General features: G+C 59.3%; 15 protein-coding genes, 1 tRNA gene and 1 pseudogene. 10 read left to right on the top strand and 7 right to left on the bottom strand.

The window, feature by feature from the left end:
• Positions 1 to 144: 144 nt before the first annotated feature.
• From AOT96_RS10630 to AOT96_RS35260, 4 genes are all read left to right on the top strand, one after another.
• Entirely contained in the window at positions 145 to 705 is a 561-nt protein-coding gene (locus tag AOT96_RS10630) for a recombinase family protein (protein WP_065351702.1), read from the top strand.
• A gap of 428 nt (positions 706 to 1,133) precedes the next feature.
• Positions 1,134 to 2,978 (top strand): AAA family ATPase, encoded by a 1,845-nt coding sequence (locus tag AOT96_RS10620; RefSeq protein ID WP_065351700.1) that lies wholly within the window; start codon positions 1,134 to 1,136, stop codon positions 2,976 to 2,978.
• On the top strand, positions 2,953 to 3,840 hold the full coding sequence (locus AOT96_RS34620; protein WP_197523632.1) for a GHKL domain-containing protein: 888 nt from the start codon (positions 2,953 to 2,955) through the stop codon (positions 3,838 to 3,840). Before AOT96_RS10620 ends, AOT96_RS34620 begins: the two co-directional genes overlap by 26 nt.
• Positions 3,833 to 5,251: a response regulator gene (locus AOT96_RS35260; RefSeq protein WP_156778940.1), complete on the top strand. Its 1,419-nt coding sequence runs from the start codon at positions 3,833 to 3,835 to the stop codon at positions 5,249 to 5,251. The genes AOT96_RS34620 and AOT96_RS35260 overlap by 8 nt, the downstream gene beginning before the upstream one ends.
• A gap of 78 nt (positions 5,252 to 5,329) precedes the next feature.
• On the opposite strand, the gene AOT96_RS10615 is transcribed toward AOT96_RS35260, so the two are convergent.
• The 6 genes and pseudogenes from AOT96_RS10615 to AOT96_RS10600 all read right to left on the bottom strand — a co-directional run.
• Entirely contained in the window at positions 5,330 to 5,641 is a 312-nt protein-coding gene (locus AOT96_RS10615) for a hypothetical protein (RefSeq protein WP_065351699.1), read from the bottom strand.
• A 70-nt stretch (positions 5,642 to 5,711) separates the two neighbouring features.
• Positions 5,712 to 5,879: a hypothetical protein gene (locus AOT96_RS35255; protein ID WP_156778939.1), complete on the bottom strand. Its 168-nt coding sequence runs from the start codon at positions 5,877 to 5,879 to the stop codon at positions 5,712 to 5,714.
• Between the two features lie 118 nt (positions 5,880 to 5,997).
• Positions 5,998 to 6,165 carry a hypothetical protein gene (locus AOT96_RS35665; RefSeq protein WP_197523631.1) on the bottom strand — a complete coding sequence of 56 codons (168 nt, stop codon included), beginning with the start codon at positions 6,163 to 6,165 and terminating at the stop codon, positions 5,998 to 6,000.
• Positions 6,162 to 6,380, bottom strand: coding sequence for a hypothetical protein (locus AOT96_RS35250; protein ID WP_065351698.1), 219 nt, complete (start codon positions 6,378 to 6,380; stop codon positions 6,162 to 6,164). The genes AOT96_RS35665 and AOT96_RS35250 overlap by 4 nt, the downstream gene beginning before the upstream one ends.
• Before the next feature lie 186 nt (positions 6,381 to 6,566).
• Positions 6,567 to 7,001, bottom strand: coding sequence for a DnaB-like helicase N-terminal domain-containing protein (locus AOT96_RS10605; RefSeq protein WP_231917456.1), 435 nt, complete (start codon positions 6,999 to 7,001; stop codon positions 6,567 to 6,569).
• 44 nt (positions 7,002 to 7,045) lie between these two features.
• A pseudogene (locus tag AOT96_RS10600) lies at positions 7,046 to 7,429 on the bottom strand (DUF2637 domain-containing protein); the annotation flags it as partial.
• A 384-nt stretch (positions 7,430 to 7,813) separates the two neighbouring features.
• On the opposite strand from AOT96_RS10600, the gene AOT96_RS10595 reads away from it, so the two are divergent.
• Positions 7,814 to 8,155, top strand: a complete 342-nt coding sequence (locus AOT96_RS10595) for a hypothetical protein (protein ID WP_065351697.1) — start codon at positions 7,814 to 7,816, stop codon at positions 8,153 to 8,155.
• 53 nt (positions 8,156 to 8,208) lie between these two features.
• Here AOT96_RS10595 and AOT96_RS10590 read toward each other — a convergent pair.
• Positions 8,209 to 8,294: transfer RNA gene (locus AOT96_RS10590), tRNA-Leu, on the bottom strand.
• A gap of 254 nt (positions 8,295 to 8,548) precedes the next feature.
• Between AOT96_RS10590 and AOT96_RS10585 the strand changes: the two genes are divergently transcribed.
• From AOT96_RS10585 to AOT96_RS10565, 5 genes are all read left to right on the top strand, one after another.
• Positions 8,549 to 9,967: a DUF3662 and FHA domain-containing protein gene (locus tag AOT96_RS10585; RefSeq protein ID WP_020905627.1), complete on the top strand. Its 1,419-nt coding sequence runs from the start codon at positions 8,549 to 8,551 to the stop codon at positions 9,965 to 9,967.
• Between the two features lie 186 nt (positions 9,968 to 10,153).
• Positions 10,154 to 10,618 carry an FHA domain-containing protein FhaB/FipA gene (locus AOT96_RS10580; protein WP_003943418.1) on the top strand — a complete coding sequence of 155 codons (465 nt, stop codon included), beginning with the start codon at positions 10,154 to 10,156 and terminating at the stop codon, positions 10,616 to 10,618.
• Positions 10,615 to 12,033, top strand: coding sequence for a PP2C family protein-serine/threonine phosphatase (locus AOT96_RS10575; protein ID WP_065351696.1), 1,419 nt, complete (start codon positions 10,615 to 10,617; stop codon positions 12,031 to 12,033). The genes AOT96_RS10580 and AOT96_RS10575 overlap by 4 nt, the downstream gene beginning before the upstream one ends.
• Entirely contained in the window at positions 12,033 to 13,484 is a 1,452-nt protein-coding gene (locus tag AOT96_RS10570) for an FtsW/RodA/SpoVE family cell cycle protein (RefSeq protein WP_007735775.1), read from the top strand. Before AOT96_RS10575 ends, AOT96_RS10570 begins: the two co-directional genes overlap by 1 nt.
• The gene (locus AOT96_RS10565; RefSeq protein WP_007735774.1) at positions 13,481 to 14,947 is read left to right on the top strand and encodes a peptidoglycan D,D-transpeptidase FtsI family protein; all 1,467 of its coding nucleotides are present in this window, start codon (positions 13,481 to 13,483) and stop codon (positions 14,945 to 14,947) included. The genes AOT96_RS10570 and AOT96_RS10565 overlap by 4 nt, the downstream gene beginning before the upstream one ends.
• Positions 14,948 to 14,950: the final 3 nt, after the last annotated feature.

Raw genomic sequence — 14,950 nt, 5'->3', positions numbered from 1 at the left:
GCGCGAGTCCTCTCGCCGTTCCGCATAGGTTTCGGACCTGAATCTTCACTTCCGTTACCTAACTGTGATGTGTCTCAGAAACCCGTCTCACCTTCTGTGGCGCCCACTGGAGCGTGTCTGACGTTTCTGAGACAGTCATCCTCTGTGAGCGCCGTTTATGGATACCTAAGGGTTAGTGGCACCGACCAGGTGTTGAATTTGCAAAGAGACGCTCTGGCGAAGGCCGGCTGCGATCGAGTCTGGGAGGAAGTGGCGAGCGGCGCGAAGAACGATCGCCCCGAACTACTCGACCTGCTCGATCATCTTCGCGCCGGCGACACCCTGGTCGTGTGGCGGCTCGATCGACTCGGTCGGTCGTTGACACATCTGATCGAGACGGTCGAAGATCCCCAGTCTCGTGGGGTGTCGTTCAAATCGTTGACGGAAACGATCGACACGTCATCTCCCGGTGGGATGCTCATCTTTCAAATCTTCGGCGCCCTAGCACAATTCGAACGGGCCCTCATCCAGGAACGCACAGTCGCCGGCCTCGCCGCTGCCCGCGCGCGTGGCCGTATCGGCGGTCAACCGAAGCGAATCGATGCAGCGAAGGCCCGCCAAATTCAGCGCATGATCGAAGACGGAACCCCCAAAAGCGAGATTGCAGCCGTCCTCGGGATAGGACGTGCCACCTTGTACCGCCATCTCGCCACGCCCAGCTGCTAACCAAATGGGAGATCCAAACCTCGCATGAGCAAATCAATCGAACGACCGAAAACGGTTTGCTCGACCGTTTCGGTCGATCAGGTTTCCGTCATGAGTTTCGGTCGACGTTTCGCGTGGTCGCTCGATCGCGCCGATTCGGTTCGATTCGTGGGCCGAATACGGTCGTTTCCGGTCCAGCCTCCAATGTGGGGAGATCAGCCTCAGCACGCATTCCTTGGAAGCTTTCGGCGACTTGGGCGTGCGATACAGGACTAGACCGTCGACCAGGTCCACCGGTGGGCTCCAAAGTGGAATGGTCGAGCTAGACGAACCATTCCATCTGACAACTGGACGACGAGATCGATTGCGCCCCAATGCATCGTGTCCCAAAAACCCGTACCTTATTCCCAGGAATCCACCCGCTGTTGTAGGAAGATGACGAACAAGACATGATTACTCTCGTGTGGATCTCCAGGTTGAGGGTGAACGGTGGGTTTCTTGCGGGCTTAGACGTTGAGTTGTCTCCTGGCCTCAATGTTGTCATCGGCCCACGAGGCGTTGGTAAAACAACCCTGCTAGAGCTCATAAGGCATGCACTGGGAACGTCTCACCCAGATGAGGCTGGCGCCAAAACTCGTCAGGCCGCGATTGACAAATTACTGGGCTCAGGCGAAGTGATTTTGGACTTGCAAGGAGAGTTCGACGCGCACCACATCGTTGTAGATTCCGCGGGGCGTGGCCGCACGCCAGAGACTAGTTCCGCTGCGTTAATGCTTGGACAAAATGAGCTTGAGCGCATTGCATCAAGTCCGGAAAGTCGCCTCAATTTGATTGATCTCCGTGCGGTAGTGACTACTAGTGCACCCAGAATCGATAATGCGTCGGGCCCCACGGCAGAAATGGCACAAATAAGAGAGAATCTGGAAGGACTCACTGAGGTAACGAATCGCCGGGGAGTGCTTCTAAGTGATCGCGAGGAGTATGCAAAAAGGGAACGTGATCTGCTGAGCGAAGCTTCAACCGCGTTGGCCCAGCAACGAGAGCGATTAAGAAATATCGAAGAGCAGATTGTCGATATATCCAGCCAAATTGAAATGGCCGACACTGCTCGAAATTCTTTCGACAATGCACTAAACCTGCAAGTCCAAGTCGTCCCTGAAATTGAAGCGATCAGAAATCTTGGCGTAGGCGTCGCCTTAGCTGCAACCCTCGACCCTGCACTTCCTCAGATCCAATCAAGTATCGACTCAGTTCTGATGGGATTGTCCGCTCTACGAGAGTCCGTCTTTGCATCCCGTCGAACACTGAGTGCGCGACAGACCGAACTTAGACTTGAGGCAGAACCTATACGCCAGTACTTGGAAACTGCCGAGGCTGGCCTCGGTCAAGTAACTGCACAAATTCGGAATATTGATTCAGAAATTTCTAAGATTGATCGCCAGAACATACAAATAAAATCCTTACAAGAGCGTTACTTTCTAATTAAATCGCAACGCGACGCAAAACTTGATGAATTCGAAACTTGGCAAGAGAGCGTTTTCGAAGCGCGGAAACAAATTGCCGAATCTGTTTCCGGAGACTTGCAACAACGAGTAACTGTATCGGTCCAACATCTGGCCGATTTAACTGTCTTCAAAAACTCTCTTGAGACACTACTCCAGGGAAGTGGATTGCAGTTTCGGTCAATTGCATTATCTATTGCGAAAAACTTATTGCCAAGACAGTTTTTAACGATTGTAGAAAACTCCGACAGCGAAAGTCTTGCCACTAACGCCGATATCGCAATAGAACGCGCATCAAGAGTTATTGCCCATCTACAGAATATAGACTCACTAACCAAACTTAGCGAGATACACTTAGAGGATCGGATTGATTTCAAACTACTCGATGGCTCACTAGAAAAGAGCGTCGAAGACCTTTCAACTGGACAGAAATGTGCGGTAACCCTCCCAATCGTTCTGACGGAACGCGCTCGATTATTAATATTGGACCAGCCAGAGGATCATTTGGACAATGCCTATTTGGTTGACAATGTTGTCGGAGCGCTCGACTCACGAAGTGACTCCGGAGGCCAAACAATCGTAGCGACACACAATGCAAACATTCCAGTTTTGGGCTCAGCGGATCTAGTAATTTCAATGAAAAGTAATGGTGTGAATGGATTTATCGCACAGTCTGGCCGCTTCGACGAACCGCAAATAGTGGATGTCATCACCAGTCTCATGGAGGGTGGGCGCACTGCCTTCAAACGCCGTTCAGAATTCTACGATGAGTATGGAGAGAATGATGATTGACTCTGAGCTGAAGAGTAGACTTCATTCCTCTTTGCCTTCGCAGCGAGCCGAGGCCGCGGAATGGCTGAAAACCAACTATTCACCATCGCTGATTCCAATAATTTTAGATGCGCTTGAAAAAGAGTCTGTTCCTACCATCCGACGAGCCCTTGCCGTCGGATTAAAGCTAGCCCAATCGGGTGAGCGCGATGGAATATGCGCAGAAAGTTCAAAAACCGTAGACACTGGAAAGCTTATTTCAATATTGGACGACTTAGCTGGATTAATTCGCCATGAAACTGATCCCGCTATTGGTTGGCTTCGTCGGGCAGCCGCTAGAGAAATTCCGAATTTTGAGTCCAGCGAAACCAATTTATACATCGAGACCCTTCGCAGACGAATAATAAGCCTGGAAACTTTGGCAGCCGCCCATCGTATCCCCAATTGGACTCGCACAACTCTCTACGACGTGATTCGGGATTGTAAGCCTCCCGACCTAGAGTCAGACCGACTTATTGGAAAAGGCATAGAACGCCAGGACTATATCGACACGGATTGGAGGCTAATGAATCTTATAGTCGCGAATGCGCTAAAAAACGCATCCGAGGCCGCGCTGACCTTACATCCCAGTCAAACAGAAGTCTGGCTGGAGACCGGAGTTAGCGACACAAGTTTCTGGCTATCGATCACAAATAGATTCGACGGCGATTCATTCGATTTTGATCACGTTGCGCATACTGGATCATCTAACAAAGTTGATCATAAGGGTCTCGGGATCAGTGCAATGCGCATGGCTGCGGACCGCCTCAATTACGATCTTACATTAACCGCCACTGGTGGTACTGCCTTTTTTTCACTGACAGGTACCCGATTCCATGAGTAATTTTTCTGCGGTACTTGTAGAGGATGAACCCACCGCGGCAACTGAAGCCCGCCTAGCGCTTGAAGCTGTCGGTTTCTCGGTCTCGGTTTTTGCGGACGCATCATCTGCCCTAAGCGGAACGAACACAGATGGAATCCCTATTGATCTTTTAGTCTTGGACCGACGTCTACCGCTTCGGCACGGTGACCTGGCCAGCGATAAAGTTGGAGACGACCTCTTAGGGGAGCTTCTGTATCGTTACCCAGATCTGGTTGTCATTGTTTTCAGTGGGCATACGGGGTTTTCCCACGCACAATTTGCCACAGCCAAGCGAGGCGTCCTCGCTCTGCGCCAGAATGATATTCAATTTGACCGCGTCACCGTGTTCGAGAAAGGTCAATCATTAGAATTCGACGATTATCTGCAGGAGATTTTTACATGTCTCAGCGAGATCGAAGACATACAACTTCAAATCAAATCTAAATCGCCCGAGAATAAACTTGACACAACGTCAAAGAGAATCTTGAGACGTGTCGGATATGAGTACAGCGGAGCCTCAGTAGTCGCAAAACCACTTGCGGGTGGACTTACGGGTTCGCCGGTATGGTTGTGTGACATCCAGGGCAACAATGGGCCCGTAGCGAGGGTTGTTGTAAAACGACAGAAGAATAAACCTCGGCAAGGCGGATTTCAAAGTTTACTTCCCGCAAACCTGACGGCAGGTACCGTCAGTATTATCCATGGATTCTGCGGCGGATTTTATGCAAGTGTTCAGCAGGTTGCGGGCGTGGAACCCGTCCCCCTGCTCGATCTAATTCAATCAACGCCCGGCTCTGCAGCCAGAATATTCCGATCCCTTCGTGAAGGTCTTTCTGAAATCAAAGCTGGACAACTCGTTACGCGACCGATTGCCGAAATAGGATCCCCCTTTGAGAACTGGGAAGTTGCACAAGAAAGAGCTGCAAAATACGGGATCGACGTGCCTCCCGGCTCGCGGATAGCCAGTACCGTCATCGCGCCGCAACATGGCGACCTGCACCCAGGAAACGTGTTAGCTGTTGGGGACATGCCGGTGGTAATTGATTTTGATAGCCAAGAAGATTGCAGTGAGCTAGTAGATGCGATAACCCTATTTTTTGGCGCAATCTTCCATCGAGATTCTTCTCTACGAACCTGCGATTGGCCTACGGCGACTCAATGCAACAATATTCTCGACGAAAATTTTTGGGTCGATTGCCCAGCGTTGGAATATTTTAGAGAAGTTTTCGATTGGATGATTCTGCGAAAAAAATCCGAACGAGAGTTTTACGCGCTACTGCTAACTTACGCAGTTAGGCAATTGAAATATGACGATATAATCGAAGATTCGGCAGCTCTCAGTAGAGCAGTTGCCATTGCGGCTTGGGCGTCCAGGGAACTCGCAGAAACATAACTGCCGTGCATGCCGGCGAGCCTCGCCATAGTTCAGTGCTGCTTTCTCATTGCGTTGTCCGACCGCGATTTGTCGGTCTCACCGCGTTTCCGGTCCAGCTTGGTGGTGGTAGGAGGGGATCGGTGCGAGGTGGTGGATTCCTGAGAGGCTATAGGCGGTCAGCGCGAGCCGGGTGCGCCAGGCTTTGTGTTTGAACGCCCAGATCCAGTGTCCGGTCATCCAGATTGCGAGGCCGGCGGCGAGAATGGCGTAGGCGGTCGGTGTGCTTCCGGTGAAGCCGATGCGGAGCAGTCCCTCGAAGACTGCGATCGCTCCTGCGAGGCGGGCGATGATTGATCCGAATCCCCAGATCAAGAGTGCTGCTACGGCGATGATCGCGGCGATAGCCATGCGGTTGTCCTCCTTCTCGTGGTTGCTTCGGGGTGTGGTTCGTAGTGGTCGAGCGCCGAAGAGTGCGCTGCTAGCTTTGCCCGCTGTACCGGCGCCAGACGTAGGGGGCGGCGCCGAGGAGAACCAGCAACAGGGAGACCAAGGCGAAGATCATGCCGAATTGCCACGGTCTCATTGCGTCGGGAACCAACAGCCAGCCGATCAGTGTTCCGAGAACGAATCCGGCACCTGCTGCCACGGCTCCTACTCATGCGACTGGGGCAAGAATGTTGGTGATCTCCTTGTTCATGAGCGTTCCCTCCTGTGGTCCGGTGAGTGTGCCCTGTAGGTCCGACAGGGATTGCAGTCTCGACCGGTCAGAACAGGGCGTTTTGGGTTTGGGCTGCGGCGCTGTCGGTGCGTTTCTCGTAGGCGGCTGCGAGGGTTTGCGCGGTGGTGGGGCTGCATCCCATTTCGGTGCCGATGTCTTCCCAGCTGGCTCCGTGGTGATGTAGCTGCCAGGCGTCGTGTTCGTCGTCGCTCATGGCCGCTCTTTCTCTTCGGTGGGTGTGTTGAGTTCTCGGCGGAGGCGTAGGACTACGACGTAGTGGTAGACGGCAAGCCCGAGGAGGCTTGTTCCGGCGATAAGGGAAATGGTTGTTCCGCCGGTGAGGAAGATGATGCCTACGGCGAGGCTGATCAGCGCGACAACGGTGTGCGCTTTCCAACCCGGTCTGCTGGTGTCTTTTTCGGTCGTCATAGTCGATTCTCCCTGTCGCTTGGCGTTTTCGGAGTCTGGCGGCTTTGGTGAAGCTGTAAACGGAGGCGGTGAGGGCGATGATTCCGGCGGTGATCATGTGTTTGGTGCCGATGGTGAAGTCCAGGGCTGCGACGGCGAGCGCGAGGACTCCGAAGGTGCTGTGTTTCACCACTCTTGGTTTGTTGGTCATGGGCGGACTTCGCGGATGGCTGCGAGGCGTTGGGAGGCTGCGCGGCGTTCGCGGCCGATGCTGAGCAGGTGCTCGAACAGTTGGTCTTCGGGGAGCTCTTCGGCGGCTTGAGCGAGGGATCGTGCTGCTTCGCGGAATCCGCGCCGGTAGGCCTGGATGAGGACTGCGGCAATCTTGTGCTCGAGTTCAGCGGACGGGACGCCGATGGTGGTGATGTCGGTGAGTGCTTTGGTGAGTTGTTTCCCGAGGTGCCCGCTGGTGCGTCCTTCCTGCTGCAAGGTGGCGAAGACATGGGCACTGTTGTGCGGTTTGCCGGAAGTGACTAGCTCCTCGATGGCGGTGAACAGTGCCGCGTTCACGGGCCGGTAGAAGTCTGCGCTGGTCAGAGCTGCGACGGCACGTTTCGCGCTCTCAGCCGGCGCCCAGAGCAGCGAGCACAGGAGTTGAGCCTCGACGTCGAGGGCGGTGCTGTACTCGCGAGGGGACTGAACCCGAGGTCTCCCCCACCGACGATGAACTGCCGTGCGGCGATTGCTGCGTGATAGGCGTGGTACGCGTTTCCGAGGATGCTGATCACGACAACGCTGACTGCAAGCGCTATGTAGAAGCCTCTGTCGCGTTTGTTCATGTTGAGCTTGCTGATGATGACGATGGCGATGGTCGCGCCGAGGATTGCACTGTCGACGATCGCCGGGAAAATCCAGGTCAGGTGTTCGGGAATCAGCGCTTGCCTTGCAAGGTCGCGTTGTACGGCGAAGGAAAGTACGAATGCGCCGGTGGTGATGACGATCGCGAGTGCGAGGGCGGCGAGCAATGCGCCTAGCTGGATACGGGCAGCCCGGAGGCTAAAGTCGTTCATGATCGGGTTTTTCCTTCCAAAGGTTCCCGGTCTGGAGCTTCGCCGGGTTGCCTCCTTGTGGGACCGCCATTTAGCTTTCCGTGTATGTCCGCATCTACGGATATACGTACATACGAAAAGGGTCAGCGTCGAGCGAAAACGTCATGTTTCACCCGGTTACTGAGGGTTCGTCGGCCAACAGACGTTCAACCAAGACGACAAGAATCTCCTGGGCAGTCACCCGGGCAACTCCCAAGTCTCTGGCTGCTGGGAACGACGAAGCACTTCGTGCCGAACCACCCCGCCATGGCGGGAACGTCCGTTATCTTCCTCGATAGTGGTTGCAATCTCCTGGCTGCTTGGCATCCCGCGCGCGGATGCTGTCACCATGAAAGGAGCACATCTGTGAATGGACCCGCAACGCCTACTCGTTTGTCCCGGACCACCGCCGCCCTCGGTGTCGGCGCGCTCGCTGCCGCGATCACCTTCGGCAGTGCAGTCGGCACTGCGTCAGCCGACACTCCGATCGTCGACTTCGGCAGTATCTCGTTCTCGGTGACCAACGGTCCCGACAACACCATCTACGACATCAACGCCATCATCAATCTCCCGCCCGGCACACTGCCGCCAGGGATGATGACCCCTCAGATCACTGCGCCCGCCGCGCCCCCTCAACCAGTCGGCGACCCGTTTGCGGGCACCGCATTGGACTTCGTTCTGAGCTTCATTCAGGCCTTGGCCAGATAGCCGACAACAAAAAACGAGGCCACGAACTCTTATGAGTTCGTGGCCTCGTCTTGTGGTGGGCGAAGGGGGACTTGAACCCCCACGTCCCGAAGGACACTGGCACCTGAAGCCAGCGCGTCTGCCATTCCGCCACTCGCCCGAGCAACGCCGAAACATTATCACGACAAACTTTGAAAGTTCTATTCGTGCAGATCAGGGCACGAATCGGTGAACACCGAGCACCCAAAAGCCCAGAACCGATATCATGCTGAAACAGCGGCCAGGTACTGCCGAAGCGACATTTGACAGTACCGTGGAACCTGTACAGCAGTTTGGACGACACGCGACAAGGCGGTGCCGGCGCTACTTGCCGAGCATTTTGCCGTCGTAGATGCGAGGCGAGAGGAGGGCTCGATGGGCATCGTGCAGCGTTTCGAACGAAAGCTCCAAGGAGCTGTCGGCGACGCATTCGCGCGGGTCTTCGGTGGTGGTGTTGTGCCGCAGGAAGTAGAGGCGGCGCTCCAGCAGGAGGCACGTGACCGCGTCGAGCACCTCGGCGGCGGAATCCTTCTCGCCCCCAACAACTACGTGATCACCATCAACAACTCCGATCACGAAGAGTTGGCAGCCGATCGCGAACTGACGACCAAGGCTTTCAGCCGACACCTGCAGGATTTCATCCGCGATCAGGGTTGGCAGACGTACGGCGACATCTCGGTCACTTTCGAGCCTTCGCCTACGCTCCACACCGGTCAGTTCCGCACCCGCGGAACCGTCGACCCGGATGGTGACGCCGAGCAGGCATCACCGCCGTCGCATGTTCCGCAGGTTTCGTCGCGGCCTCCACAACGGCCGCCTCAGCGACCCGCACCGATTGTTCCCCCTGTTTCCAATCCAGTCCCGTCACAACCAGGAGCCGGCCCCATGACGCAGAACTCAGGCTACGAACCAAGCCGCGAACCGGCGGGTCGCCAGCCCGAACCGCAGCAGCCGGCACGGAACGGGTACTCCCACGACGACGGCGGTTACGCCGCTCCGCAGGGCCAGGAAGCGCCGTACCAGAACGGTTACGACCGCGGCGACGGTTACCGCACGGGCGACGACCAGCAGGGCTACAACCAGCAGCAGGGTGGCTACGACCAGCAGGCGTACCCGAACCAGCAGCAGCCGTACGAGCAGGCCGGTTACGACCAGCAGGGTTATGACCAGCAGGGCGGCGGCTACGACCAGCAGGGCTACCAGCAGCAGCCGTACGATCAGCAGGGCTACGGCCAGCAGGCGTACCAGGGTGGGTACGACCAGCAGGGCTACCAGCAGGGTGGCTACGACCAGCAGGGTTACCAGCAGCCGTACAACGGCCAGTCGTACGATCAGCCGGGCTACGACCAGCAGAGCTACCAGCAGGGCGGCTACGACCAGCAGGCGTACACACAGCAGCCGTACGAGCAGGCCGGCTACGAGCAGGGCGGCAACTTCGAGCAGACGCAGGCCTACCCGCAGCAGGGCTACGCCCAGCCGCAGGGCGGTTACGCACCGACGGCGCAGAGCCTGACGGCAACCCTGCAGCTCGAGGACGGCAGCGGACGTCACTTCCAGCTTCGCGACGGCAGCAATGTCATCGGCCGCGGCCAGGAAGCTCAGTTCCGCCTCCCGGACACCGGCGTCTCACGTCGCCACATCGACATCCGTTGGGACGGCCGCACCGCAATGCTGTCCGATTTGGGATCCACGAACGGCACCACCGTCAACGGAGCACCGGTCCAGGACTGGCAGCTGGCAGACGGCGACATCATTCGCGCAGGTCACTCGGAGATTCTGGTTCGCATTCTCTGAGCTGAGAAACGGACGCCAGGATTTTTCCGATAACAATCGAACATTCGGCGGTCCGTCGGCGCGCCGCCGTCACGCGGCTGTCAGTATCGTGATCTTCGGGGCCCAGAGCCCCCTATGATGCTGCCAGTCGACAATGCTCGAACCCCGCTGCGGCGGGGCTCGAGCCATAGAAGGAGGTGGACAGCCGTGCAGGGCCTGATTCTGCAACTCACACGGGCGGGCTTCCTGCTCCTACTGTGGCTGTTCGTCTGGGCAGTCCTCCGCACTCTCCGCTCCGACATCTATGCCGGCTCCGGGGTCAGGGTTCCGCCGCGGTACACCCGCGCCGGAAAGGTCCTGCCCTCGCTGGGCAAGGCGAAGGTGCCTCGGTACCTGGTGGTCACGCAGGGCGCCCTCGCCGGTACCCGCATCACGCTGGGCTCACAGCCGGTGATGATCGGCCGCGCCGACGATTCGACGCTCGTTCTCACCGACGATTACGCGTCGACGCGCCATGCGCGGCTCTCGCAGCGCGGCGCAGATTGGTACGTCGAGGATCTCGGTTCGACCAATGGCACCTATCTGGACCGCGCCAAGGTCACCACTGCGGTGCGCGTGCCTCTGGGCACCCCGGTTCGCGTCGGCAAGACGGTAATCGAGCTACGCCCGTGACCCTTGTTCTCCGCTACGCGGCGCGCAGCGACCGCGGTCTTGTGCGCTCCAACAACGAAGATTCCGTGTACGCCGGTGCACGCCTGTTGGCTTTGGCCGACGGTATGGGCGGGCACGCGGCCGGTGAGGTCGCGTCGCAGTTGATGATTGCCGCTCTGGCGCATCTCGACGACGACGAGCCCGGCGAGGATCTGCTCGGCAAGCTCGAGGCAGCCACCCGCGAGGGTAACGATTCCATCGCCGATCACGTCGAGGAAGAACCCGAACTCGACGGCATGGGCACCACGCTCACCGCGATCCTCTTCTCCGGCAGCAAGCTCGGCCTCGTGCACATCGGCGACTCGCGCGCCTACCTGCTGCGTGACGATCACCTGACGCAGATCACCCGCGACGACACTTTCGTGCAGTCGTTGGTCGACGAGGGCAGGATCACCGCCGAGCAGGCACACACGCACCCGCAGCGATCCCTGATCATGCGGGCGTTGACCGGCAACGAGATCGAGCCGACGCTCACCGTGCGCGAAGCCCGCGCCGGGGATCGTTACCTGCTCTGCTCCGACGGCCTCTCCGACGTGGTCAGCGACGAGACCATCGAGAACACGATGCGCGAGGGCTCGCAGGAGCAGTGCGCCGACCGTCTCATCGAATTGGCGCTGCGCAGCGGCGGTCCCGACAACGTCACCGTTGTCGTCGCCGATGTCATCGACCTCGATTACGGCCAGTCGCATCCCATCGTTGCGGGTGCCGCGTCGACGGAAGAGGAAGAGGACTCCCCTCCCCCCAACACCGCTGCCGGCCGCGCCGCTGCCATGCGTCCGCCGCGCGCGACGCCCAAGCGAGTTGTCTCCCAACCCGAACCGGAACCGAAGAAGAAGCGGAACCGGTTGTGGTGGGTGGTCCTCGCCGTGGTGCTGATCGCACTGGTCGGCGTCGGCGCCGTGATCGGCCGCGCCGTCATCCGCAACAACTACTACGTCGGCGAAGACAACGGCCGCGTGACGGTGCTGCGCGGAATCCCCGGTTCGGTGCTCGGTTACTCGCTGCAAGACGCGGATCTGGTGGGCTGCGTCGGCGACGACGACGTCCTGACCCTCGTCTCCCCCGACGCGATTCCCAGCAACTGCAACATCCTCGAAGTGACGGATCTGCAGCCGTCGGCGCAGGAGCAGGTGCGCGCCGGGCTGCCGTCCGGCAAGCGTGAGGATGCGCAGAGCCAGATGATCCGTCTCATCGGCGGCGATCTGCTTCCTCGTTGTGAGCCGGTTCCGACGACGACGGCCACGCCCACTCCCCCGCCGGCACCGGAGACCACGCCGCCCCCCGCACCGGAGCCTGCTACGCCGACGACGGCAGCACCCACGACTGCGCCGACGCCGACCGAAGTTCCCGGCCAGACTTGCAGGACGGTCAACTGATGTCGTCCAACGCAGCTGCGGGGACGGCTTTTCCGAGTCCGCCCGGAGGTTTTGCCCCGGCGCCGGTCCAGTCGACCCGTCGAAACATGGAGCTGCTGCTCCTGGGCTTTGCCGTCATCATCACGACGGTCTCGCTTCTGCTCGTCGAGGCGAGCCAGGAACAGAAGATCACTCTCGATCTGGCCAAGTACGCGCTCGCGTACACGGGCTTGTTCCTGATCGCGCACTTGGCAATTCGGCGGTATGCGCCGTACGCCGATCCGCTGCTGCTGCCGATCGTCGCCCTGCTCAACGGCCTGGGATTGGTGCTCATCCACCGACTCGACCTCGCCGACGAACAAACAGCGCTCTACAACGGCGTCGAGGCACCGTCACCGGATGCGAACCAGCAGGTCATGTGGACTGCGCTGGCGATCACCGGTTTTGTGCTGCTGCTCGTGTTCTTGAAGGACTACCGCCTGATGGCGCGGTTCAGCTACACCCTCGGCCTCGCAGGCCTGGTGTTCCTGGCGATTCCCGCGATCCTGCCGGCGAAGTTCTCGAGCGTGAACGGCGCGAAGATCTGGATTCGCCTGCCCGGATTCAGCATTCAGCCAGGTGAGTTCGCGAAGATCCTGCTCATCATCTTCTTCGCGTCGGTGCTCGTCGCCAAGCGCGACCTGTTCACCTCAGCCGGTAAACACTTCCTGGGCATGGACTTTCCGCGTGCCCGCGACCTCGGCCCGATCCTGCTCGCCTGGATCGTCTCGGTGGGTGTGCTCGTCTTCGAAACCGACCTCGGTACGTCGTTGCTGCTCTTCAGCACCGTGCTGGTGATGCTCTACATCGCGACCGAGCGTGTGGGCTGGCTGGTGATCGGCGGCGGACTGCTCGCCATCGGATTCTTCTTCGCCTACAAGATGTTCGGACACGTGCGCGTGCGCGTCGACACCTGGCTGGACCCGCTCGGCGACTACGCCAACACCGGTTATCAGATCTCGCAATCGCTGTTCGGCCTGGCCACCGGCGGTATCGCCGGAACAGGTCTGGGCAGCGGCCGCCCCAACCAGGTGCCGTTCGCGAAGACGGACTTCATCATCGCGACCATCGGCGAAGAGCTCGGCCTGATCGGCCTGGCCGCTGTGCTGATGCTGTTCCTGCTCCTCATCGTGCGCGGCCTGCGTACGGCGTTGGCCGTGCGCGACAGCTTCGGCAAACTGCTCGCCGCCGGTCTGTCGTTCACGATCGCGATCCAGATTTTTGTCGTCGTCGGCGGCGTCACCAAGCTGATCCCGCTGACGGGTCTGACAACACCGTTCATGTCGTACGGCGGCTCGTCGCTGCTCGCGAACTACCTACTGCTGGCCATCCTCGTCCGGATCTCGGACGCGGCTCGTGCGCCGGTAGTGACGAAGAAGAAAGGTCCGCCCCCAATCGCTGACGCCAATACCGAGATGATGCCGCGCGTATGAACACTCCACTGCGCCGCGTCGCGATGGCCGTCATGGTGATGGTCGTCGCGCTCCTCGCCAACGCCACGTACGTACAGGTCATCAAAGCTGACGACCTGCGAGCCGACCCGCGCAACTCGCGGGTGCTGCTCGACGAGTACTCACGCCAGCGAGGTCAGATCTCGGCTTCCGGTCAGGTGCTTGCCGCCTCCCGCGCCACCGACGACCGGTACAAGTACCTGCGCGAGTATCCGAATCCGTACCCGTACGCACCGGTCACGGGCTTCTACTCGATGCAGTACGGCAGCGCCGGCCTCGAGCGCACCGAGGATCCGATTCTCAACGGCTCGGACAACCGGTTGTTCAGCCAGCGCTTCTTCGACCTTGTGTCCGGACGCGATCCGCGCGGCGGCAACGTCGTCACGACGCTCAATCCGGCGATGCAACAGGTGGCGTACGACCAGCTGACCAGTAAGGGTTACACCGGTTCCGTCGTCGCCATCGAGCCGAGCACCGGACGCATCCTGACGATGGTCAGCACTCCGAGCTACGACCCGAACCTGCTTGCCAGCCACGACGGCGCCGAAACCACGAAGGCGTGGGACGAGCTCAATGCCGATCCCAACGATCCGCTGGTCAACCGCGCGATCTCGCAGACCTACCCGCCCGGCTCGACGTTCAAGGTGCTCACCACGGCCGCAGCTCTTGGCAACGGTGCGACGCCGGACGACCAGCTGACCGCGGCTCCGCAGATCACGCTGCCCGGCACCAGCACGACCCTCGAGAACTACAACGGCAGCACGTGCGGCCCCAACCCGACGGCGTCGTTGCGCGACGCGTTCGCGCGCTCGTGCAACACGGCGTTCGTCGAACTGGGCATCAAAGACGGCGCCGACGCCATCAAGGACGAGGCCAGCGCCTTCGGTATCGGACCAAACACTCCCGCGATCCCGCTGCCGGTTGCAGACAGCACGGTCGGCGACATCTCCGACGACGCGGCTCTCGGCCAGACCAGCATCGGCCAGCGTGACGTCGCGGTGACCCCGCTCGAGAACGCAGTGATCGCCGCGACCGTCGCCAACGGTGGAGTGCGGATGCAGCCCAACCTGATCTCCCAGTTGCAGGCACCGGATCTGACCGATCTCAGTACACCGTCGCCGGTGTCGATGGGTCAGGCGATCTCGCCGGCAGTTGCGGCAACGCTGACCGATCTGATGATCGGCTCGGAGAACTTCACCGGCGGCGACGGCAAGATTCCCGGCGTTCAGATCGCGTCCAAGACCGGTACCGCCGAGCACGGCGTGAACCCGCGGGAAACTCCGCCGCACGCCTGGTACATCGCTTTTGCACCGGCGCAGAATCCGACGGTCGCCGTGGCCGTCATAGTCGAGAACGGTGGTGACCGCGGACTTGCCGCTACCGGTGGCTCGGTTGCTGCGCCGATCGGTCGTGCAGTCATCGCAGCCGGAATCCAAGGGGGCTGAACC

Origin of the sequence: Rhodococcus sp. 008 (assembly GCF_001682295.1) — a bacterium.
GTDB lineage: Bacteria > Actinomycetota > Actinomycetes > Mycobacteriales > Mycobacteriaceae > Rhodococcus_F > Rhodococcus_F qingshengii.
The sequence above is the reverse complement of the archived record's forward strand: the minus strand, read 5'-3'. Positions and strand labels throughout refer to the sequence as shown.